Below are 19,717 nucleotides of genomic sequence, written 5' to 3' on the forward strand. Positions count from 1 at the left end.
TCGCGCCCTCGAAGATTTTTCGATGGATAGGCCGAAGCGGAGCTATTACGCCATCCCCGGAACCGGCAGGCACTCCATCACCTCGATGTGGTCGCCGGGGAAAATCGTAAAGTGAGGGTGGTTGAGGAACAGGCGCGTTGCTTCTTCCTGTGAATTGGCTTTAACCACCGTCCAGGCACATAGTTCGTTACGTGTGTCCGACATGCCGTTCTTGTCCGTACGCTTCGTTTTTCCTAGTGGCGAGCCCATTTCGGATATGACGCCGTTATGATCGGCCACCCATTTGTGCCACGCCGCCATGCCGGCTTGCTCGCGGTCTTTGCGCTCCGATTCCGGCAGCGCCTTCCAGGCTTCCATCGCGTCCGATTTTCCGAAGAAGACGGCAAGGTAGTTTTTCATTGCAGCTCTCCTGATGACATTACTTTTTTACGGGTCCGTTGATGGCCCACACGATGCCGAATGGGTCTTGGACTTGGCCATACCGGTCGCCCCAAAACATGTCCGAGATGGGAACTTTCGAAGTGCAGCCCGCCGCGATTGCCCGCTCGTACCATGTGTCAGTGTTATCGACGGCGAGCGTAATGTTGAAGGCTGCGGGCGGGACCGGCGCATAGCCGTGCTCGGGGAAAAAATCGCTGAGCATCACGGACGAACCGTTGATGTAGAGATGGGCATGCATTGTCCTTCCCTGCTCGTCGGGCGGGACGAGCGCGGCCAGGGTGCCTGCAAACGCGCGTTGATAGAATTCCGCTGCTTTCACTGCGCCATCTATGGATAAATAGACGATGGCGCCGCCTTTTACCGGCGCCTTGACACTTTCGGTCATGATTTCCTCCGTCTTGATCGCACCTCAAGGACGGTGCTTCCGGTCGTCATCCGACAGGGTGGATAAAAAAATCATTCGACGTCACGGATGATCCGGTCCAGGTGCTGGCGAATATGAGCCGCCTGAGCTGGCGTCGTGGCCAGAGATATAGCGCGATCGAAATCAGCGCGTGCTTCCGCCGTTCGACCGAGTTGCAATAAAAAAGCGGCGCGGGCGCCGAAGTAATGAAAATACCCGGACAACGGTTTCTCGAGCGGCTCGATCATGGCAAGAGCTGCTTCGGGTCCGCGAAGTTTTGCGGCTACCACGGAGCGGTTCAACGTGACGACGGGCGAAGGCTGCATGCGTTCGAGGGCGGCGTAAAGACCGTCGATCGCCAGCCAGTCGGTTTCCTGGAAGCTGCCGGCGCGGGCGTGTGTTGCTGCGATGGCAGCTTGGACCTGGTAGGGGCCTGGACGGTCATGGCGCATGGCTTTGTCCAAGAGAGCCACGCCTTCGTTGATCAATTTTGTGTTCCAGAGATTTCGATCCTGATCTTCCAGCAGGACTGCTTCGCCCTTGTCATCGAACCGGGCGCGCAAACGTGATTGCTGCAGCATCATCAACGCCGTCAGCCCCATGATTTCCGGTTCTGTCGGATAGAGTCGCAAAATTAATCGTGCCAGGCGAATGGCTTCATCGCATAGAGACGCGCGGGCAGGGTCGTTGCCCGCCGTATAGCCTTCGTTGAAGAGCAGATAGATCATCGTTGCGACGGTCGCGAGACGTTCGGATCGTTCAACCGGCCCTGGCGTTTCGAACGGTACGTCGGCTTTCGCTATTCGAGCCTTGGCGCGCGTGATGCGTTGCTCCATTGCAGCATCGCTGACAAGGAATGCGCGTGCGATCTGTGCGACGGAGAGGCCCGAAACGATACGAAGCGCCAGCGCAACTTGTTGTGTCGCGGGAAGATCCGGATGGCAGCAGATAAAGAGAAGGCGTAAGACATCGTCTCGGTAATGCGAGTCATCCAGCCGTTCAATCAGCGGAGCTTCCGCATCGCCAAGATCGGAGATCATCTCATCAGGCGGTAACGCTATGTCACGGCTTTTGCGACGGGTGCCGTCGAGAGCCGCATTGCGGCCAACCAAGATCAGCCAAGCGACCGGATCGCGTGGCTGGCCGTTTCGAGGCCAATTGCGGAGCGCGCGAAGGCAGGCTTCCTGATAGGCTTCTTCGGCCGTGTCCATATCGCGAAAGTAACGAAGAAGTGCACTGATCGCCTGCGGGCGACAAGCGGTCAGTGTGCTGTCTATCCATGTCGGATCTTGAATGACCTGGCTCATATCAATAGGCTTTGATGCGATCCTTGGGTGCGTTCTCTCGCGCTTCAGGCACGTAGAGGGCTACAGGACGGATTTCATAGACGCTCGTCGGATTGGCTGCAGAGAGTTCACGCGCAACCGTCAACGCTGCGTCGAGGTCGGGAACGTCTATGACGTAGAAGCCTAGGAGCTGCTCTTTGGTTTCGGCGAACGGGCCGTCAATAACCATGTCGGGACCGCGCAGTGTGGTCGCGGTGGTGGTCGGCAAGAGTCGTAGCGCGGGGCCGAGCTTGCCTTCTTTGACGAGCTTCTCGTGAACTACATTCAGCCGCCCCATCACGGCGTCGTCTTCCTCCTTGCTCCAGGACCAGACGACGTCTTCTTTATTATAGCAAAGCAGTGTGTAGAGCATGGCGTCTCCTCTGTGTTCGCTTCCAGGACGTCTCAACACCTATCAGTCCGACATATTCAATAGAAAAAAGCGGTACGGCATCGGGTATAGGGCTGTCGCTCCGGATTGCGAATGAACATTCCAAAAAAATCACCCATTCCTGTTGTCGGATGGGCGGCGCAGCAAACGTCTTGAAGACAGAGCGGAGCCGATAACGGCTTTGCCGCGACCGCGAAAAAGGGAGAAGCGTTGTGTCGGACAAGCAGAAAGCGACTGCAGCAGCCACAAATACCGTTCGATTGCATCGTGTCTTTGCCACCAAGCCAGAGAAGGTCTATCGGGCATTTCTGGATGGCGATGCTATGGCGCGTTGGCTGCCGCCTTACGGCTTTATCTGTCACGTCGCGCAGATGGACGCAAAGGTGGGCGGCAAGTTCAAAATGTCATTTAAGAACTTCACGAGCGGAAAAGTGCATTCGTTTGGCGGGGAATATCTGGAACTCGTTCCGAACGAGCTCATCCGCTACACGGATAAATTCGACGATCCCAATCTTCCCGGCACCATTCATGTCACCGTTGTGCTGAAGGCCGTTTCAGTCGGGACGGACGTCAGCATTGAGCAATCTGGCTTGCCCGCCGTCATTCCGGTCGAAGCCTGTTATCTCGGGTGGCAACAGTCGCTGGAGCAGCTTGCGAAACTCGTCGAACCGGATATTCCGGATTGAGTCTATGTGCGCATTTGCCGACGAGCCGCCATGAAGTACGCCATCAAAGTTGAAGTGCTGGATGTGAAGGCGAAGACATTTGCCTTCTCCTCGCAGAAGACCATGTATGGCGGCAAAAAAGTTGCTAAGGGCGATACGATCTTTGTGTTCGCCAGCGAAAATGAGGGTGGTGTTGGTCTTATCGCGAGGGGTGTTATTGTCGCTGCCGAACCGGTCGCGAGAAAACTCGGCGTCGTGAGGCAGACACCTCGCGTAAGCGTGGTCATCAAACGGACAGGCGTGGCAAAGCAAGCTCTTGGTCGCAACAACCTTAAACTTTTTTCGGATTGGGACGATGGCCGGCCTGAAACAGAACTCAACTTCAAATTCTATCGACAGGCCACGAATAAGATCGTCGGAATTTCAGATGAAGCTGCGGCGTATCTGGATGCTTTTTTTTAGAATCTATTGCGCACTCGGCGTAGACGGTCGTTCTGCGAGTGACGAGACATCGCCCGCGAGGAACCGCATCCTACTTTGGCAGTGGGCCGCGGTTCCTCGCGCTTAGCGATTAGAAGCGTTCGCCGACCATTTCTTCGCTTTTGGCCCACAGCGCCTTCGCCCTTTCAGGGTCCAGTGCATAAGCGCGCACTCCGCCGCTCACGATGTCCATCTTGCCATCGGTTACGGACGCGACGTGGCAATCTTCGCAGTACTTTGCGCCGATTTCATCGGCTGGCGCTACGAAACCCGCCCACACGGTTGTTGCAGCGCCCTGCGGAACGGTCTTCCACTGGAATGGCGGTCTTCCGGCCGCTGCGGCTTGAGCATTGATCTGCTTCAATAGTTCATCGATCTCGCCGGGCTGCATATGGCGCGCAAGCTCGGTGGCGATGCCACCCGGATGTATCGCGGTGGCGCGAACGCCCTTTTCTTTGTGGCGACGGTCGAATTCGACAGCAAACAGAATATTCGCTGTCTTCGACCGACCGTATGCGACCATGGGATCGTAAGGCGTATTCGCGAAATTCGGATCGTCGAGATCGACGTCGGAATAACGGTGGCCTGCCGAGGAGACGTTCACCAGCCGTCCACCGGGTGCGATCAATGAGGCGATGCGGTTGACGAGGACGAAGTGTCCGAGGTGATTGGTTCCGAACTGCATCTCGAAGCCATCTTCCGTGTGCCAGAAGGGCGTGCGCATGACGCCGGCATTGGCGATTACAGCGTCGAAAGGACGTCCGTCAGCCAGCAGAGCGTCGGCGCACGCGCGTACGCTTTTGAGGGAGGCGAGATCGAGATCTATAAATGTGATGCTGCCGCGGTTCTGGACTTCGGCGCGGGCTTCTGCCGTCGCACGCTCTGCCTTCGCAAGGTCGCGTACGGCACCGACGACTTCAGCGCCATGGGCTGCTAGCGCACGCGCGGTCTCGACGCCTAAGCCCGCTGAAACGCCCGTTACAAGTATGCGTTTGCCATGCAAGTTGACGTCTTGAAGGACATCTTCCGTTGTTGAGGTTGCTCCGAAAGCCGCGGCCATGACACTCTCCTTTTATCAGTAGACGCACGCCTCCATTGGCGGCGGAGCATTGTCTGCCGACCCGATTTGGCATAAAAGGAGGGTGCCTCCATTTATATACGGAGGCGTTCTCCGTTTATCAAGAGGCATTTCGTGTGTGAGCGATAAACGTAAGCCTACTGCGGCCCGGAAGGTCCGCGTCGATGCGGAGCGCAATCGGCTTCGCCTGCTGGAAACAGCGAAAGTGGTCTTTGCGGACAAAGGATCAGCCGCGAGCCTGGAGGAGATTGCACGCGATGCCGGCGTCGGCATCGGAACGCTGTATCGGCATTTTCCGACGCGCGATGCACTCATCGAAGCTGTCTATCGCAACGAGACCGAGCAATTGATGGCGGCGGCTATACGGCTCGCGAAAGAGCGGCCGCCAGTCGATGCGTTGCGTGCGTGGCTACTTATTTTTGTCGACTACATGGCAATCAAGCACGGGATGTCGGAAGCGTTGAGTTCACTCGTGTGCGGACCGTCAGATCTTTACGCGTCATCCGGCGCCAAGGTCACCCAGGCGATCTCGACGTTGGTCGAAAACGCGACGGCGAGTGGCGATATTCGGCTGTCGGTCGAGCCTCTCGATCTTTTGCGCGCGTTAGCCGGCGTCGCGACGATTGCGGCGGGACCATCGGGAACTGATGGGGCCAAACGTTTGGTCGATATTCTCCTGGTGGGAATTTCCACGCGCCCACAGTCCGGGTGATAGGCGTCGTCTTGTCCTGTCGGGCGCAGGGGCAAAAGCGGGAGGCATTGTGTCGAACTACAAGATTTATCTGGCAGGGCCTGAAGTATTTTTGCCCGAATTTGGAAAGCCAGTCTTCGACGCAAAAAAAGCGCTCTGTGCTGAATTTGATTTCGAGGGCGTATCACCGATGGACGGCGAGCTGGATCTCGGAAGACTCTCGGCGTTCAGCCAGGGCATCGCTATTTATCGCGGTAATCTCGATCACATGAAGAGATGCGATGCCGTGATTGCAAATATGACGCCCTTCCGGGGCGTGAGTATGGATCCAGGAACGGCATTCGAAATGGGGTTCATGGCTGCCACGGGCAAGCCGGTTCTCGGCTACACGCATGTGACGTCGCCGTTCCATCAGAGATCGAGCGGATATTACGAGCATGGTCGAGCAGATTTGCTTGAGATGTACAGCGCGGGCACGTCGGTCGAGCGTTTCGACATGCCGGACAATCTGATGATGGTGAGCGCCGTACATGAGAGCGGATTTCGCGTTCATCAAGTGGATGTTCAGGCGGGCACCGAACTGACTTCCTTGGAAGGATTTCGCACCTGTCTGATTGATTTGTCGGCGCTTTGCGGCAATCGGCGAGTATAAGAATAGAACTCTTCGGTACGTCGGCCCTCGCGCCGTATGCGAACGATGTCTCTTATTTCTCTGCTGATAGTCGCAGATCATCGCTCTGTGTTGAGAGCGAACCTATAGGATACGTGGTCGGGAGTTCCGCAAGCAAAAGTGCTTCGCCACGACTGCCCGCTCTCGCTAGGTCCAGGCCGTCGGGACCGCTGATGCCGCTCATGCCCGTATACTCAAGTTCCGCTTCGGTACCGCAATGATTTGCGTAGGCGAGAAATAGTCCATTCTCAAGTGCGCGGGCGCGGACGAATGTGGTCGGAACCTCGACAAAGGGAAGCATATTCGCGGTTGGCGCGACGATAAGATCCGCGCCGCGTCGCTTCAATGCGCGGGCGAATTCTGGAAATTCGATATCGTAGCAGATTGCCATTCCGATCGTGCAGTCGCCGAGGCGGGCGACGACCAATTCGTCACCGGCGGTGAACAATTCTTGTTCTTTCGGGCCGAACAGGTGAATCTTCCGATAAAGCGCAACGAGATTGCCCTGCCTGTCGAAAAGGGCGGAACTATTGAAAACGCTTTTTCCGTCACGTTCGGCAAACCCAACACATATCGCGCAGCTTTCGCGCGCTGCGATTTTAGCGACGTCGGTGAGCGAGGGACCATCCACTGCTTCTGCCAACTCGGCTGCTCTGGAGCCGATGTTGTATCCCGTCAAGAATAGTTCGGGCAGAACGACAAGGTCGGTCCCCCAGCATGCCGCAGTGTGGACGGCTCTACCGATCGTGGCGATGTTCTTCGCTTTGTCCCCAAGCGCCGCGCTTACCTGACAGACAGCCAGTCGCATTTTATTTCAGCCCCGTATCCTGGATTACTCGTTGAGTGGCGCCTGTTTTGGCGGATGTGATCGCAAGTCTCTTTGCAAGTGTGCCGGCTTTCAAGTCTGAAGTTTGACCCCATGCGCGGATGTGCAAAGGCTTATGCATCAAAGTGCAAGACCTCTGCGGCATAGGAGTTATCGTGCACTTTATGTATATCGAAGCCCACAGGAGCTAAGTGACCTCGATGCCGTCTATCCTTGTCGTCTCTGCCAGCCCTTCCGAGAAATCGAAGACGGCGGCATTGGCGCAGCATGTTGCCGATCGTCTGACTTCGATGGAGATGGAAGCCCGGCACTTGCGGCTGAGGGATTTGCCGCCCGAGGCGTTGGTGCGCGCGGATACCAAAAATACTCAGATCGCAGAGGCGGCAGCTCTTCTTAAGGACGCCCATGGCGTCGTCTTGGTTACGCCCACCTACAAGGCATCCTATTCCGGGCTGCTCAAGGTTTTTCTCGATCTTCTGCCGCAATATGCGCTCGCGGGTAAAGCAATCCTTCCTCTGGCGACTGGCGGAACGTTGGCCCATGCGCTCATGCTTGATTATGCGTTGCGGCCAGTACTCCATGCGCTTGGCGCACGTCATTCCGTTCAGGGACATTTCGTTATCGAGAGCGTTCTCGATCCGACGTCAAATGGACTGATCACAGACGTGCGCTATAGCGAGATGCTAGATCAGGTGGTCGGTCAATTCGATGAAGCCGTGAAGTTTGCTGCGAACAGCGTTGCGTAATAAAGGTACGCTCTGTTCCTTTTTTTGTTGTCAGTATTTTGTCACGAGACGAGGCGGAGGACGAGAACTCATCTTCCGCCTCTCGTCGCATTAGAACGCGACAAGATTTTCTTTCAGCGTCTTGCCGGTGTATTCGGTGCGAACCAGACCTTTTCTTTGAAGAACAGGTACGAGGCCGTCGCACACCTCGATGACCGTCCGGCGGTTCGTCGATTGCACGGGTGTCGTGATGAGAAAGCCGTCACCGCCAACGGCGGCCATCGTGTCAGCCATTTTATCCGCTACTTGTTCTGGCGTTCCCACGAGTTCGACCGAACCAACGATGCCGCCGGATGCTTCGACGACGAGCTGACGAAGCGTCTTATTCGAACCCCATTGCTGGAACATGTCGAGCGAGCCCTGTTCGCCGTTCGTGGTAAGCTTCTCAGGCAACGGCTTGTTGATGTCGTACTTCTTGAAATTGATATCTGTGATGGCGGAGATGAGCGCGAGGCATTGTTCTAGAAACATCGGATCGGACGTCTTGCGCGCGTTCTTTGCCTTGGCCTCTTCTTCCGTTTCCGCGAGAACGGGCGCGACGAGGAAGAGTATCTTGATGTCGTTCGGATTGCGGCCGTGGGCCTTGGCGCGTTCTCGTACGTCGTCGCGGAATGCTTTCATCTTTTCGATGCCCGGCGCCACGGCGACGATCGAGTTGGCGTGCCTGGCCGCGAAGTCGCGGCCTTTGGGGGATCCGCCGGCCTGCACCAGAGCGGGCACGCCTTGCGGTGAGCGGACGGTATTGAGCGGGCCCCGGCACTTGAAGAATTTGCCTTCAAAGTTGACCGTGTGAACTTTTCTGAAGTCGGCATACGTCGATGTCGCGCGGTCGCGAATGACGGCATCCGGCTCCCAGGAGTTCCAGAGTTTGTAGCACAGGTCCATGTATTCATCGGCCATCTCGTACCGCAGCTCGCGAGGAGGTAGTGCATCGAGGCCGAAGTTTTGTGCAGCAGCGTTTTCTGCCGAGGTCACGATGTTCCAGCCGAAGCGGCCGCCTGCGATGCTGTCAACGGTCGAAGCAAGCCGTGCGAGCAGAAACGGCGGATAGGCCAGCGTCGACATGGTGGCGACGACGCCGAGTTTGCTTGTTGCAGCGCTGATCATCGTCGCCAACGGTACGGGATCATGCTTCGGTGCAAATCCGAGAGCGTGCTTCAAGGTGATTTCAGCGGTGCCGCCGTAGGATTCGGAAATGGCGAGTTTGTCTTCGAGCATGATGTAATCGAAGCAGGCACGTTCGAGTGACTGGGCCATTTCAACGTAAAACTTGCCGTCCCAGGGGGCGCCGCCGTTCGAGAAGGGGCCTAACCATTCGTCGGCGGTGAAGTTCGTGAACCAGCCGAGATGGAAGCGTTTAGCGGTCATTCATTATCTCCATTGCGACGCTGCCGTTATTTGGTGCGTCTGCCCAACGATAAGATCACGCCTTTTGCGTCCCAATGAGATTCTGCCGCCTTTGCGCGAAACGACAAAAATTCATTCCTGATAGGAGGGATGGTTGCTAGCGGTGGGAATTGGAAAAGAGGTCGATCACATGCGGGCTTTCGGAATTCGCCTGCCAGGAGGCAAGAGTTTCACCACGCTCAATCGGCGTCTGGCCGGCAAGGTCGACATCGCGAACCAAAGTTGCGCCGTAGGCATCAGGAGCTTGGGGATCGCGCCGGACTTTACCGAATTCGAGGACGCGCGTTGCCAACGTGAATGCTTCGGTCAGATCGTGCGTGACCATGAAGACCGTCATCTGGCGATCTTGCCAAAGCTGGTGCATCAGCGTGTGGATGTTCGATTTAGTCGGCGGATCGAGGGCGCCGAAGGCTTCGTCAAGAAGCAAGACTTTCGGTCGACAGAGAAGCGCTTGGGCGATCGCAAGTCGCTGCTGCATGCCGCCCGAGAGTTGTGCCGGATAGTGGTTTAGGACGTGACCGAGGCCAACACGCCCAAGCATATCGGTTGAGGAACTTTTCGCTTGTGTGCGTTTATTGCCGAAGAGATGTCCGCCCATTTTTGATTGCGCGAGTTCTGTCCCGAGCATTGCGTTGCCAAGAACGGTGAGATGGGGAAAAACGGAGTACCTCTGAAAGACGATACCGCGATCGCGCGCGGGCTCAGTTGATATCTGTTCCTCACCGACCAGAATTTCACCGCGGGTCGCGGGCTCCATCGATAACAGAAGACGGAGGAACGTCGTCTTTCCGCATCCCGAGGGCCCGACAAGGGCGCAAAATTCGCCCTTTTGGACCGTGAAATTCAGTCGCTCGAGTACGGTCGCACTGCCGTACTCCTTCCACACATTCTTGATCGTAATTTCACTCATGGGGCGGCCGCCTTTGCCCACGGAAAGAGCCTCGCACTCAGGATGCGCAGACCGTAGTCCATTAGAAATGCAAGAGCTGTGATCCAGATGACGTAGGGTATGATGATATCCATCGCGAGGTAGCGGCGGACGAGGAAGATGCGATAGCCCAGGCCGTCGGTCGAGGCGATCGCTTCCGCAGCGATGAGAAACAGCCATGCGGGTCCGATTGAGAAGCGCAATCCATCCAGCACGCGCGGCAGCATTTGTGGTAGGACGATCCGCGTCATGATCTGCCAAGTCGAGGCGCCCATTGTTTGCGCTTTCACGAGGAGTTCGTATGGCATCTGCTCGATACGCAGCGCCAGATCGCGAATAAGATAGGGCGTTACGCCTAGAATGATCAGGACGATCTTAGAAAGTTCGTCGAGACCGAAGGCGATAAATAGAATCGGCAGAAGGGCAAGCGGCGGGACCAACGCCAGCACGGCCACGAACGGATTGGCGAGCGCGGCAGCGTAGGGAATAAGTCCGAGAAGAGTACCAACGACGATGGCGATCACGAAGGACGTGCCCAAGCCAATGGCAAGACGTCGGAGGCTCGAAAACGTATCGGCCCAAAACAGATACTGACCGGTGCGTGCATCCTCGGAAAAGGCAAGATGGGAAATTGCCGATCCCATCGCGCTGAAGGGCGGCAGGAGCTTGTCGTTGGGATTGGCATGCAACCTTATCTCGGAGCAGATGAGATAGAGGATGATGAGGGCGATAAAGGGCACCAACCCGAGGAAACGTGCAATCCTCGGGTTGGGCTTTATATTGATGATGCGCGGCACCTCAGAGCTTTCCCTCGGCGGCCATCTCCGTAAACTTGGTGTTGAAGCGGAATTTGATGTTCTTTGGGTCGCCGATCGTGGACCCGTCGGGGAATTCGATGCCGACGACATCTTTTGACGCCGCGTTTTGGCCAAGCAGGCCGTGCTCGAATGAGAACGTGCGGACGAGATCCATGATCCTCTTCATCTCGGCAGGGCTTTCGAATTTCAGCGTCTCTGCCGGAGTATTGAATAGGTACGTGGTGGCGAGCTGAGCCTTGAAGCCTGGAACATCGGTGCCTGATGCTGCAGCCATCGACGCGATCGCCTTGTCGGCTTCCGGCGTTCCTGAGTTCATCAGGGCCAGCATTTCATACCAGGCTCCCGTCAGAGCTTTGCCGAAGTCGGGATTGTCTTTCAGCGTTTGGGTGTTCACGGCCATGACGTCCATGATCTCGCCGGGGATCTTGGAGCTATCGAAGACGAGCGTTGAGCCTGGAACCTTTTTGATGTCGCTCAGCATCGGGTTCCAACTCACGATGTTCTGAATATCGTTAGAGCTGGTGAAAGCTGCGACGCCGTCGCTCTCCGTCGTGTTGACCGTCTTCACATCGCGCTCTGACAGCCCGACGCTGTTCAAGGCGCGCGCGAGCAAGTAGTGGGAAACTGAGAATTCGACGAGGTTGACCTGCTGGCCTTTGAGGTCGGAAACCGATTTGCCCTTCTTCATGACGATGCCGTCGTTGCCGTTGGAGTAGTCGCCCATGATGAGGACAGTCGTGTCGACGCCGCCGACGGCCGGGATTGTCAGTGTATCCATTGTAGCCATGCCGCAACCGTCGAACTTACCGGCGGTATATTGGTTGATGGATTCGATGTAGTCATTGAGCTGAACGATATCGATGGTGATGTGATATTTGTCGGCCCACTTCTTGAGAATGCCGTGGTCGGCGAGGTAACCCCACGGCATCCAGCCTGCGTAGATTGACCAGGCAACCCGGAAGTGATCTTTCTTTTCCGCCATCGCGGGCGTCATGAAGGCCAGACTGCATGTCGCGAGTGCGATGAGTGTCGTGAGCAGGCGTTTTCGCATCAAATTAATTCCCTGGGTTTGCCGTGGTCGAACTTCGCAAGTTCGTGCGGATGCCGCCGGCAATGCCGAGCAGCCTTATTGGCTTCGGAGAGTGGAAGTTCTGATGGTGTGTTGCCGGAGCTTGCCAATTCAGTTGGGGGCTTCGTGCATTTGCTTGGCATGATAACAGTCTGATCTGGCCCACACTTGCAGGTGAGCGCACAATCGATTGCGCAATCGCGCAACGTGTCATTTTCGATTTGAAAAAGTCGCGCGTACGATGCAGGCAGACGGGTTGCCGCGGCGAGGCTCGGTCCCCGTAGCCCCATTACCTTTCGAAAAATCGTTTCAGCTTGCGCGTCAGGAGGGCATTTGTGCGCGTTCTTTTGCACGCGACGCAGCGGCGCGCACTTCGCGGGGCGTCATTCCATAGCGTGCCTTGAAGTGCCGGCTGAATTGAGCTTGATCGCTGAAGCCCCAGCGATAAGCGATTTCGCTAATGCTCTCTTTTCTATGGGTTTCGGCAAGTTGCGCGCGGCATGCTTCCAAACGCGTGTCCCGGATCCATTGCGCTACGGAGATGCCGCTGCCCTGAAAGAGCGTGTGAAGATAGCGCACGGAGATGTTGCATGCCCGTGCAATCATATCGAGGGAGAGCGATGGATTGCCGATGTTTTGCTTCACAAAGCGCTCGACACGACCGAGATGTGCGCGCTGAACCGATGTCTGAGCGCTATTTGCCGCGTGATCGTCGGATTGAAGGGCGAGCACGAAGAGCTCGATAAATGTGTTGCCGACGCCTTCGGCGGAGGCTTGCTCGGATGAGCCGAACCGCAATGGAACGTGGCGAACCATATCAAACAAAAGGCCGCCAACTCCGCAATCGCCGTCGAAAAGGCGGCCGAAGAACGGCTCAAGGGAGCGGATATACCGTTTCACGGATGCCAGCGGTATCTTCAGGCACCAGACTTCGTTCGGGGTCGCTTGGAGAAAATCAGAAGGCGTGCGTCCTTTTTCGATGAAGAATTGTTTTTTCGGGCACGTCAGCTCGATGCCGTCCTGTGCGAAAAAGATGTCGGAAGCCGATGAGAATGAAACGATGATGTTGTCTTCGTTATCGCTTTGAACGTGCTGGGTGCCGCGAATATAGCGGATCTCGTCGGACCGCATCCAAGTCAGCGTGGCGGTGCCGAGGTCCCAATTTCGCAGGACAGCGTTGAATGATTCAGGCTGCCGATATGATGCTTCGACCGGAAAGATCGTTTCGGAGACCGCATCCTGCCATGTGCGGATGCGTTGCGGTGGGGGCATCGCCTCGACAGAAAATTCGCGGTACATCCAGTCATCCCGCTGCGGTGAAAGCCAACGAGAGGAAAGCAACTTTGATGCCAGTCACAGATTGCGATGAGATACACGGAAAAAGCGCTATTTCTCAACCTAGCGTCGAGAGACTCAGTTCTTGAGAAAACGGGGGTCGGCTGAATTATTTGCGAAACGCGCAAATTTTGGACTTTTCGTCCGACCGGTCTGGCGCGGCGGCTTAGCTGTCCTCAAATTCTGACGAAGCGTAGTTTTTTGGCGGCCCATATTGGGCCTGCGTAATCGACGCCGATGCGCGGCGTTGAGTGAATGCGGAGTTTCGCTGCGCTCTCGCTCGTATCCGCAAACCAAAGTCCGGTTTTGGGTGTAGCTTCTCGGCCGTGGAAGCTGGCATCGATGCCCATCGACGCGGTGACGCGGCCGGGACCGCTTACTCCTTCGATGCCTCGGATGAGCACAGCCGATGCGTCACCCACCTTGCCCGTCACGATATTGAGCATCCAATGGATGCCGTAGATGCGGTAAATATAAAAGCGTCCCGGCGGCCCGAACATGACTTCAGTTCTCGCCGTTCTTCCTTTGGAAGAATGCGAGGCAAGGTCGTGAACTCCTTCGTAGGCCTCGGTTTCGGTTACGGCCAACGCGGTTCGCATTTTCCCGATCCGACGCACGAGGTTTTTTCCGAGGAGATCGCGCGCAACCTTTGCGGCCGGACGGTCAAAGAACGCCTGCGGAAGTACATTGCTGCCGACAACGGAGTCCAATATCTACTCCCCACGATTGACGATCCGAGTTCCGCTTAATCGCTCGCACATTTCGATATTTCTGCTGTATGCGATCTAATTCAATGTCAAGACTGAGGTCGGGACGAGCATCTCGTTCCTAATGATCGCGACTGGCTGAGCGCAGCCAGTTGCAGCTGGGGGGCGGCGCCTACACACCAAATGCCTAAGCTTGCCAAGATCTGCATCATGCTGTGGCCGATTCCATATCGAGGCGACATCAAATTTTTCTTAGCGAGATGGAATAAAGCGCCAGGAGCACGAGTCTTCCCTTTCAAAACGCCAATTCGCGGGCTTTTGGAAGGGAATGCAGAAAATGGCTCAAAATTACGGGAAAGCTATCAACCGGCGGCATGCGCTGGAATGCATGATTTGGGCGGGAACCGGCGTCCTTTGGACGGTAGCGGGCGGAGTGCCGAAATCACTTTCGCTGCTCGATGACGTTGAAGCTGCCGAAGCGGCAAAAAGCGGTTTCACTTTCTTGCAAATCTCCGACAGCCATGTCGGCTTCAACAAGCCTGCCAATCCGCATGCGATTGAAACACTGAAAGAGGCGATCGGTCGGATCGACGCGCTCCCCGAGAAGCCGGCCTTTTTGCTTCACACCGGGGACATTACTCACAGCGCGAAGCCCGTAGAGTTTGACGATGCGAATGAGATTATAGGCTCGACGCGCCTGAATGTTCATTATGTCCCCGGCGAGCATGACATCACGGACCAAGCGACTGAGAAGGCCTATCTCGAACGGTACGGTAAAGGTGTAAAGGGCGGCGGTTGGTATAGCTTCGACCAACACGGCGTGCACTTCATCGGTCTGAACAACGTGGTCAATCTCAAGAAGTTTGGCTTGGGATTTCTTGGCGATGAACAGCTCAAATGGCTGGAGGACGATCTTCGAGCACTGTCGTCTTCAACGCCGATCGTTGTTTTCGCGCACATTCCGCTGTGGTCGGTCTATCCGAATTGGGGATGGGGCACGGACGATGCTGCTGTTGCGCTTGGTTACTTAAAGCGTTTTGGCTCGGTCACCATTCTCAACGGGCACATTCATCAGCTGATGCAGAAAGTCGAAGGCAACGTGACGTTTCACACGGCGCGCTCGACAGCGTTTCCACAACCTGCTCCCGGAGAAGCACCGTCACCCGGGCCGATGGTCGTTCCAGCCGGCAAGCTGCTTGGCATGCTCGGGCTGACGAGTGTCTCGTTCAAAAAGAACAAGTCGCCACTTGCCATCATAGATACGTCGTTGGCGGATTGAGGCGGATTTCAAAATGCTTCGCACCGCAAAATTGCTTCCCGCTGTCGCGGTCGGGATATTCATCATTGTTCCAAGCGCCAGGGCCGCGCCGAGTGCGGTACACGGTGAAGAGATCTACCAAAGCTGCCAGGATTGTCATTCGCTCGACACCAACGATGTCGGCCCCAAGCATCGCGGTGTATTCGGGAGAAAGGCGGGAGCAGTTCCCGATTATAGTTATTCGGTTGCGCTCAAGACTTCCGGTATAGTTTGGACCGAAGATACCCTCGACAAATGGCTCGCGGACCCGCAGAAGCTCGTTCCCGGAGCGAAGATGTATTTTCACCTCGATGCCGCCCAAGATCGAGCGGACGTCATAGAATATTTGAAAGAGCGAGCGAAATAATTTCATCGGGCGTAAAGTCCCGCTACGCGCGCTTGGAGCGAAGATCAATGGACGACCGGCAGCGGTTTAACGAGGCGGTTCTTCCGTATATCGACGATGCTTTGTCGTTGGCGCGCTGGCTCACGGGCAATGCGGCCGATGCGGAAGATGTCGTCCAGGACGCTTGCATCCGGGCTTTCAGGGCGATCGCGACAGTGAGGACTACAGATGGGCGCGCCTGGCTTCTCGCCATCGTTCGCAATACTGCATTCACTTGGATCTCGAAGAATCGATCAAAGACCGTGGTTGCAACTGACGATGACGGATTATTCGAACAGGCGGTGCTCGAGATGATTGAACCGCATGCGTCTCCTGAAGCTATTCTCATTGGGAAAATGGATGCGGAATATTTGCACCTCGCGATAGCGGCGCTCCCCCTGTCCTATCGCGAGGTGCTGGTGCTGAGGGAAATTGAAGGCCTCAGCTATCAAGAAATATCGCAAGTCTTGTCGATCCCGATTGGAACCGTGATGTCTCGGCTTGCGCGCGCGCGCAATCTCCTCATTCAGCGTATGGCGATGGTCGGCAAGGGAAAGGCGGGTGCAGCGTGAGCAAGCCTTATTCATGGTCATCGCGCGAAGAGTCGCTGCTTCTGCTCAACGCTTATCTAGATAATGAGCTGGATGCGGCTTCCGTTTTGAATGTTGAGCGTCAGCTTGCGAATGATCCCGCCCTTCGTGCTGAGTATGACCGGCTCACCCAGTTACGGGCCGTGCTTTCCTCTCATTTGAAAAGCGAAGTCGCCTCAGATGCTTTTCGGAAGCGTATTGTTATGCTTGCCGAAGGTCCTGAAACTCAATTTCCTAAAGAAACTGTCGTGCCGTTGTCAGCGCCTGCCCGACGATCGAATGACTGGCGACACATGGCAGCGGCGGCTGTGTTCGCTGCCGCCGTTACCGGCATGGGCATGTACGGCATTTTGCGGCCTAATCCAGAGGCGAGCGAGATAGCCGCGATCGTCGCCGATCATCAACGTTCGCTTCTTGCTGCGACGCCGTTCGATGTTGCATCAAGCGATCGGCACACCGTGAAACCTTGGTTTGACAGCAAGCTTGCGCTGTCGCCTCAGGTCATCGACCTGTCGAGCGACGGCTTTCCGCTGGCAGGCGGTCGTGTCGAGGTCATCGACGGTAAGCCTGTGCCGGTTCTGGTCTATCATCGCCGCGCACATATTATCAGTGTCGTCGCGATTCCGAAGGTTGGACAAAAAGCAACATCCGAACCGTCGCTCGTCACAACGAAAGACGGCTATTCGGTCATCCGCTGGCGTGGACAGGACTTCGATTACATCGTTGTGTCGGACCTCGCCATGAACGAGCTCGATGAGTTCGTCATGCGCTGGCGTCAGGCCGCAGCGGAACGGTAGGCGGCGCAGCGATACTGTGCGCGCACGTCAGTTTGCGAGAAGGTCGCTGCGTTTGGCCCGCAGCAGCGAGGTATTAAGCCGGGCATTGGCACGCTGAATCTCAGCGACGGTATCAAATACGAAGCGAATGTGATCAGTCGCGGCGGTTTCAGCCCGTTCCGGATCGCCTGCGATCACGGCTTTGCCGATTTCGATGTGCTGTGCGAGCAATTTTTCTCGCACGCCAGCCTTCAGATAGAGGTTCTTGCGGTTGAAAAAGATGTTGTTGCGAAGAAGCTCGCTCAACGCGCGCATCACGTGGAGCATTACGAAGTTATGCCCGGCTTCATAGACGAGCATGTGCAATGTGACGTCGGCCTCTGCCTCTTGCTCAGGATCCTGGAGTTTGTGCGCTTTTCGCATATTGCTGAGACACGAACGGATTGCCACTCGCTCCACGTCGGTTGCTCTAAGCGCTGCGTCGCGCGCAGCCCGGGCCTCGACGCACTGACGAAATTCGAAATAGTCGGCAAAGGCGTGCGCGTTGTCGCGGTATAGGTTCGCCAGTGGCGCCATGATGGGCGACAGAAATTGCGCCACGTAAGTTCCATTCTTGGAAGATTTCAGCAGTCCACGGTGTACGAGCTTGTCGATGCCCTCTCTCAGTGAAGGCCGCGATACGTCGAGTTTCTGTGCGAGTTCTCGCTCGGCGATGAGCTTCTCGCCTGGACGCAATGCCCCCTCGAGAATGAGTTTCTCGATCTGAGACGCAATGGCGTCGGCAATTTTCGGTGTGCGCACAGTAAGCATGAAATGGCCGCCCCGGAGAATTATTGTGTCACTCTTTTAAGACTGCGCAATGAGCAATGCCATAGGTCGTTTCCGTGCAGCTATATGGCAATCAGATTTGACCGCTTCCAAGTTGTGGTATAAAAATTTTACCAAAAAGGCGGCGATGTCAAAGCAGCCGTTACCGGGGGAACGGGTCGCATGTGGTCACAAGTTTATGACCCGTTTGGCAGTCTGCTGTTTTCGGCGGCTGTAGCTGTAATCCCGGTGTTTGTGCTCCTTGCGAGCATCGGGATTTTCGAGGTTCGAGCACATATCGCGGCGATCCTCGGCCTGACGGCTGCCTTGCTCGTCGCGATATTTGCTTACGGCATGCCGACGCAGATGGCTGGAACGGCAGCACTTTATGGCGCTGCGTTCGGATTTCTGCCGATTGGCTGGATCATTCTCAATGTAATCTTTCTCTACCGGCTTGCGAGCGAGAAAGGCGAGTTTGATGTCCTGCAGAAATCCATCGGCGCCATCAGCAACGACAAGCGATTGCAGCTTCTCTTCGTTGCCTTTTCATTCGGCGCTTTTTTTGAAGGCGCGGCGGGCTTCGGAACACCGGTCGCCGTGACGTCTGCGATGCTGATCGGTCTAGGCTTTCCGCCGCTGCCCGCTTCAGGGCTATCGCTGATCGCCAACACGGCACCGGTTGCATTCGGTGCGCTCGGAACGCCTCTCGTGGCGTTGTCGGCCGTCACCGGCCTCGACCTTTATAGTCTGAGTGCCACAGTCGGGAGGCTGCTCGCGCCATTCGCGATCATTGTGCCGTTCTGGGTGGTCTGGGCTTTCGTCGGCTTCCGCAAAATGATCGAAGTTTGGCCGCCTATACTGGTCGCGGGCGTTTGCTTTGCAGTTCCGCAGTATCTCGTCTCGAATTTTCACGGACCTTGGCTGGTCAACATCGTTGCGTCGCTCGCATCCATGGCGGGTCTGACCTTGTTTCTGAAAGTTTGGCGCCCCAAGGTGGTGATGACCGAGGTGTCGGACTCTGGCTCTTCGGAACCATCGCCGGCGGCACACTCGACGCAGCATTCCTCAGACGCATTATGGCGCGCTTGGACGCCTTGGATCATCCTCGCGGTCTTCGTGTTCCTCTGGGGAACGCCGCAGGTCCGGGCCGGTCTTGATGGGATTTGGATCGAGAAAATTCCCGTCGCGGGGCTGCACGATCTCGTGCAGAAGATGCCGCCCGTTGTTCCCACGCCGAAGGTCGAAGCCGCTGTTTTTAACGTCAACCTTCTGTCGGCGACCGGGACGGGTATCCTGCTGTCCGCAATCGTTTCCGGCCTTTTTTTGGGCTACGGCGTTCTTGATCTCATGCGAATGTACGCGAAGACCATTTACGTGGTTCGTTATTCGCTGATGACGATCTCGTGCATGATGGCCATCGGATTTGTCACGCGGTATTCCGGCAGCGACGCCACTCTCGGTCTGGCACTCGCGCAAACAGGATGGGCGTATCCGTTCTTTGGCACGCTGATCGGTTGGCTTGGCGTTGCGCTCACGGGATCGGACACGTCATCGAATGTGCTGTTCGGTGGCCTGCAGAAAATTACGGCCCAGCAGCTGGGCATCAATCCAATCCTGATGGCGTCCGCCAATAGCGCTGGCGGCGTCATGGGCAAGATGATCGATGCGCAGTCGATCGTCGTCGCCTCGACCGCAACCAAATGGTACGGCCATGAAGGATCGATCCTGCGCTTTGTGTTTTTCCATTCGCTGGCGCTGGCGATGCTCGTCGGCCTGCTCGTTATGGCCGGGACTTACCTTTGGCCTTTCAAGCTTCTTGCGCTCTAGGAATGCCAGCCGGCGC

Annotated in this window: 23 protein-coding genes; 10 read left to right on the forward strand and 13 right to left on the reverse strand. The window is 56.3% G+C overall.

Translation table 11 applies throughout. The features are described from left to right. Positions 1–45: 45 nt before the first annotated feature. The 4 genes from ACLB1Z_RS03300 to ACLB1Z_RS03315 form a co-directional block, all read right to left on the reverse strand. Entirely contained in the window at positions 46–399 is a 354-nt protein-coding gene (locus ACLB1Z_RS03300; protein WP_409562026.1) for a hypothetical protein, read from the reverse strand. 19 nt (positions 400–418) lie between these two features. After that, positions 419–826, reverse strand: a complete 408-nt coding sequence (locus ACLB1Z_RS03305; RefSeq protein ID WP_409562027.1) for a VOC family protein — start codon at positions 824–826, stop codon at positions 419–421. Positions 827–897: 71 nt separating this feature from the next. Beyond that, a complete protein-coding gene (locus ACLB1Z_RS03310) occupies positions 898–2,151 on the reverse strand; it encodes an RNA polymerase sigma factor (RefSeq protein WP_409562028.1) in 1,254 nt (417 codons plus the stop codon). 1 nt (position 2,152) lies between these two features. Beyond that, complete coding sequence (locus ACLB1Z_RS03315) at positions 2,153–2,542, reverse strand: YciI family protein (protein WP_409562029.1); 390 nt, start codon at positions 2,540–2,542, stop codon at positions 2,153–2,155. Positions 2,543–2,772: 230 nt separating this feature from the next. Here ACLB1Z_RS03315 and ACLB1Z_RS03320 point away from each other — a divergent pair, with 230 nt between their 5' ends. Both ACLB1Z_RS03320 and ACLB1Z_RS03325 read left to right on the forward strand, forming a co-directional pair. Further along, positions 2,773–3,246 carry an SRPBCC family protein gene (locus ACLB1Z_RS03320; protein ID WP_409562030.1) on the forward strand — a complete coding sequence of 158 codons (474 nt, stop codon included), beginning with the start codon at positions 2,773–2,775 and terminating at the stop codon, positions 3,244–3,246. Between the two features lie 30 nt (positions 3,247–3,276). After that, positions 3,277–3,687 (forward strand): hypothetical protein, encoded by a 411-nt coding sequence (locus ACLB1Z_RS03325; protein WP_409562031.1) that lies wholly within the window; start codon positions 3,277–3,279, stop codon positions 3,685–3,687. 109 nt (positions 3,688–3,796) lie between these two features. Here ACLB1Z_RS03325 and ACLB1Z_RS03330 read toward each other — a convergent pair whose 3' ends face one another. Continuing rightward, complete coding sequence (locus tag ACLB1Z_RS03330) at positions 3,797–4,765, reverse strand: SDR family NAD(P)-dependent oxidoreductase (RefSeq protein WP_409562032.1); 969 nt, start codon at positions 4,763–4,765, stop codon at positions 3,797–3,799. Positions 4,766–4,901: 136 nt separating this feature from the next. On the opposite strand from ACLB1Z_RS03330, the gene ACLB1Z_RS03335 reads away from it, so the two are divergent. Both ACLB1Z_RS03335 and ACLB1Z_RS03340 read left to right on the forward strand, forming a co-directional pair. Further along, on the forward strand, positions 4,902–5,495 hold the full coding sequence (locus ACLB1Z_RS03335; protein ID WP_409562033.1) for a TetR/AcrR family transcriptional regulator: 594 nt from the start codon (positions 4,902–4,904) through the stop codon (positions 5,493–5,495). A gap of 49 nt (positions 5,496–5,544) precedes the next feature. Next, positions 5,545–6,126 carry a nucleoside 2-deoxyribosyltransferase gene (locus tag ACLB1Z_RS03340; protein WP_409562034.1) on the forward strand — a complete coding sequence of 194 codons (582 nt, stop codon included), beginning with the start codon at positions 5,545–5,547 and terminating at the stop codon, positions 6,124–6,126. Between the two features lie 52 nt (positions 6,127–6,178). Here the strand turns inward: ACLB1Z_RS03340 and ACLB1Z_RS03345 are convergent, their stop codons facing one another. Beyond that, positions 6,179–6,952 (reverse strand): carbon-nitrogen hydrolase family protein, encoded by a 774-nt coding sequence (locus tag ACLB1Z_RS03345; protein ID WP_409562035.1) that lies wholly within the window; start codon positions 6,950–6,952, stop codon positions 6,179–6,181. Between the two features lie 218 nt (positions 6,953–7,170). Between ACLB1Z_RS03345 and ssuE the strand changes: the two genes are divergently transcribed. After that, on the forward strand, positions 7,171–7,716 hold the full coding sequence (gene ssuE, locus ACLB1Z_RS03350) for an NADPH-dependent FMN reductase (RefSeq protein ID WP_409562036.1): 546 nt from the start codon (positions 7,171–7,173) through the stop codon (positions 7,714–7,716). Between the two features lie 90 nt (positions 7,717–7,806). Here ssuE and ACLB1Z_RS03355 read toward each other — a convergent pair whose 3' ends face one another. The 6 genes from ACLB1Z_RS03355 to ACLB1Z_RS03380 form a co-directional block, all read right to left on the reverse strand. Next, positions 7,807–9,123 carry an NtaA/DmoA family FMN-dependent monooxygenase gene (locus ACLB1Z_RS03355; protein ID WP_409562037.1) on the reverse strand — a complete coding sequence of 439 codons (1,317 nt, stop codon included), beginning with the start codon at positions 9,121–9,123 and terminating at the stop codon, positions 7,807–7,809. Positions 9,124–9,259: 136 nt separating this feature from the next. Continuing rightward, on the reverse strand, positions 9,260–10,072 hold the full coding sequence (locus ACLB1Z_RS03360) for an ABC transporter ATP-binding protein (protein ID WP_409562038.1): 813 nt from the start codon (positions 10,070–10,072) through the stop codon (positions 9,260–9,262). Further along, on the reverse strand, positions 10,069–10,887 hold the full coding sequence (locus ACLB1Z_RS03365) for an ABC transporter permease (RefSeq protein ID WP_409562039.1): 819 nt from the start codon (positions 10,885–10,887) through the stop codon (positions 10,069–10,071). The genes ACLB1Z_RS03360 and ACLB1Z_RS03365 overlap by 4 nt, the downstream gene beginning before the upstream one ends. 1 nt (position 10,888) lies before the next feature. Next, positions 10,889–11,959 carry a putative urea ABC transporter substrate-binding protein gene (locus tag ACLB1Z_RS03370; protein WP_409562040.1) on the reverse strand — a complete coding sequence of 357 codons (1,071 nt, stop codon included), beginning with the start codon at positions 11,957–11,959 and terminating at the stop codon, positions 10,889–10,891. A 339-nt stretch (positions 11,960–12,298) separates the two neighbouring features. Beyond that, positions 12,299–13,276, reverse strand: coding sequence for a helix-turn-helix domain-containing protein (locus ACLB1Z_RS03375; RefSeq protein ID WP_409562041.1), 978 nt, complete (start codon positions 13,274–13,276; stop codon positions 12,299–12,301). 212 nt (positions 13,277–13,488) lie between these two features. Continuing rightward, on the reverse strand, positions 13,489–14,022 hold the full coding sequence (locus ACLB1Z_RS03380; protein ID WP_409562042.1) for a DNA-3-methyladenine glycosylase: 534 nt from the start codon (positions 14,020–14,022) through the stop codon (positions 13,489–13,491). Between the two features lie 334 nt (positions 14,023–14,356). Between ACLB1Z_RS03380 and ACLB1Z_RS03385 the strand changes: the two genes are divergently transcribed. The 4 genes from ACLB1Z_RS03385 (at position 14,357) to ACLB1Z_RS03400 (ending at position 17,088) form a co-directional block, all read left to right on the forward strand. Further along, positions 14,357–15,298, forward strand: coding sequence for a metallophosphoesterase family protein (locus ACLB1Z_RS03385; RefSeq protein WP_409562043.1), 942 nt, complete (start codon positions 14,357–14,359; stop codon positions 15,296–15,298). A gap of 13 nt (positions 15,299–15,311) precedes the next feature. Then, positions 15,312–15,683, forward strand: a complete 372-nt coding sequence (locus ACLB1Z_RS03390; RefSeq protein ID WP_409562044.1) for a c-type cytochrome — start codon at positions 15,312–15,314, stop codon at positions 15,681–15,683. A gap of 47 nt (positions 15,684–15,730) precedes the next feature. Continuing rightward, on the forward strand, positions 15,731–16,273 hold the full coding sequence (locus ACLB1Z_RS03395) for a sigma-70 family RNA polymerase sigma factor (protein WP_409562045.1): 543 nt from the start codon (positions 15,731–15,733) through the stop codon (positions 16,271–16,273). Between the two features lie 311 nt (positions 16,274–16,584). After that, positions 16,585–17,088 carry an anti-sigma factor family protein gene (locus ACLB1Z_RS03400; protein WP_409562046.1) on the forward strand — a complete coding sequence of 168 codons (504 nt, stop codon included), beginning with the start codon at positions 16,585–16,587 and terminating at the stop codon, positions 17,086–17,088. Between the two features lie 27 nt (positions 17,089–17,115). Here ACLB1Z_RS03400 and ACLB1Z_RS03405 read toward each other — a convergent pair whose 3' ends face one another. Beyond that, positions 17,116–17,877 (reverse strand): FCD domain-containing protein, encoded by a 762-nt coding sequence (locus ACLB1Z_RS03405; RefSeq protein WP_409562047.1) that lies wholly within the window; start codon positions 17,875–17,877, stop codon positions 17,116–17,118. 180 nt (positions 17,878–18,057) lie between these two features. Between ACLB1Z_RS03405 and ACLB1Z_RS03410 the strand changes: the two genes are divergently transcribed. Further along, complete coding sequence (locus ACLB1Z_RS03410; RefSeq protein ID WP_409562048.1) at positions 18,058–19,701, forward strand: L-lactate permease; 1,644 nt, start codon at positions 18,058–18,060, stop codon at positions 19,699–19,701. Positions 19,702–19,717: the final 16 nt, after the last annotated feature.

It is taken from the genome of Hyphomicrobium sp. MC8b (assembly GCF_905067615.1).
Lineage (GTDB): Bacteria > Pseudomonadota > Alphaproteobacteria > Rhizobiales > Hyphomicrobiaceae > Hyphomicrobium_B.

Excerpts from the sequence above, each read along its gene's own strand:
- ACLB1Z_RS03300 (WP_409562026.1), bottom strand. The coding sequence starts at position 399 with ATGAAAAACTACCTTGCCGTCTTCTTCGGAAAATCGGACGCGATGGAA.
- ACLB1Z_RS03305 (WP_409562027.1), bottom strand. The coding sequence starts at position 826 with ATGACCGAAAGTGTCAAGGCGCCGGTAAAAGGCGGCGCCATCGTCTAT.
- ACLB1Z_RS03310 (WP_409562028.1), bottom strand. The coding sequence starts at position 2,151 with ATGAGCCAGGTCATTCAAGATCCGACATGGATAGACAGCACACTGACC.
- ACLB1Z_RS03315 (WP_409562029.1), bottom strand. The coding sequence starts at position 2,542 with ATGCTCTACACACTGCTTTGCTATAATAAAGAAGACGTCGTCTGGTCC.
- ACLB1Z_RS03325 (WP_409562031.1), top strand. The coding sequence starts at position 3,277 with ATGAAGTACGCCATCAAAGTTGAAGTGCTGGATGTGAAGGCGAAGACA.
- ACLB1Z_RS03330 (WP_409562032.1), bottom strand. The coding sequence starts at position 4,765 with ATGGCCGCGGCTTTCGGAGCAACCTCAACAACGGAAGATGTCCTTCAA.
- ACLB1Z_RS03345 (WP_409562035.1), bottom strand. The coding sequence starts at position 6,952 with ATGCGACTGGCTGTCTGTCAGGTAAGCGCGGCGCTTGGGGACAAAGCG.
- ssuE (WP_409562036.1), top strand. The coding sequence starts at position 7,171 with ATGCCGTCTATCCTTGTCGTCTCTGCCAGCCCTTCCGAGAAATCGAAG.
- ACLB1Z_RS03355 (WP_409562037.1), bottom strand. The coding sequence starts at position 9,123 with ATGACCGCTAAACGCTTCCATCTCGGCTGGTTCACGAACTTCACCGCC.
- ACLB1Z_RS03360 (WP_409562038.1), bottom strand. The coding sequence starts at position 10,072 with ATGAGTGAAATTACGATCAAGAATGTGTGGAAGGAGTACGGCAGTGCG.
- ACLB1Z_RS03370 (WP_409562040.1), bottom strand. The coding sequence starts at position 11,959 with ATGCGAAAACGCCTGCTCACGACACTCATCGCACTCGCGACATGCAGT.
- ACLB1Z_RS03375 (WP_409562041.1), bottom strand. The coding sequence starts at position 13,276 with ATGTACCGCGAATTTTCTGTCGAGGCGATGCCCCCACCGCAACGCATC.
- ACLB1Z_RS03385 (WP_409562043.1), top strand. The coding sequence starts at position 14,357 with ATGGCTCAAAATTACGGGAAAGCTATCAACCGGCGGCATGCGCTGGAA.
- ACLB1Z_RS03390 (WP_409562044.1), top strand. The coding sequence starts at position 15,312 with ATGCTTCGCACCGCAAAATTGCTTCCCGCTGTCGCGGTCGGGATATTC.
- ACLB1Z_RS03395 (WP_409562045.1), top strand. The coding sequence starts at position 15,731 with ATGGACGACCGGCAGCGGTTTAACGAGGCGGTTCTTCCGTATATCGAC.
- ACLB1Z_RS03400 (WP_409562046.1), top strand. The coding sequence starts at position 16,585 with ATGGCAGCGGCGGCTGTGTTCGCTGCCGCCGTTACCGGCATGGGCATG.
- ACLB1Z_RS03405 (WP_409562047.1), bottom strand. The coding sequence starts at position 17,877 with ATGCTTACTGTGCGCACACCGAAAATTGCCGACGCCATTGCGTCTCAG.
- ACLB1Z_RS03410 (WP_409562048.1), top strand. The coding sequence starts at position 18,058 with ATGTGGTCACAAGTTTATGACCCGTTTGGCAGTCTGCTGTTTTCGGCG.